This is a genomic window from Streptomyces atriruber, from assembly GCF_001418325.1.
Classification (GTDB): Bacteria; Actinomycetota; Actinomycetes; order Streptomycetales; family Streptomycetaceae; genus Streptomyces; species Streptomyces atriruber.
The window spans coordinates 1,232-1,627 of record NZ_LIPN01000693.1 but is presented as its reverse complement, the minus strand read 5'-3'; the positions used below and the strand labels follow the sequence as shown (position 1 = coordinate 1,627).

General features: G+C 71.7%; 1 protein-coding gene. It reads left to right on the top strand.

The window, feature by feature from the left end; all coding sequences use genetic code 11:
* The coding region (locus tag AOK03_RS44805; RefSeq protein WP_244177967.1) for a cytosine permease at positions 1–396 on the top strand (396 nt) is incomplete at both ends.

Here is a 396-nt window from a genome sequence, read left to right as displayed (position 1 = left end):
GGAACGCACCAGCGGCCCCCGCGATCTCGTATCGATCCTCATCGGCTCCAACCTCTGCCTGGGGGTGATCGTCTTCGGCTGGCTGCCGGTCTCCTTCGGCCTCGGCTGGTGGGAGTCGGTGAGCGCGGTCGTGGCGGGCACCGTGCTCGGCACGGCGCTGACGGCGCCGCTCGCCCTGGTCTCGCTGCGCACCGGAACGAACCTCTCCACGTCCTCCGGCGCCCAGTTCGGGGTGCGCGGCCGCCTCGTCGGCTCGATCGTCGGCCTCCTCCTCTCCCTCGGCTACACGGCGCTGACCATCTGGATCGGCGGCGACGTGATGGTCGCCACCCTGCACAGCCTGCTCGGCCTGCCGACCGGCGGACTCTCGTACGCCCTCGTCTACGCCCTGCTCGC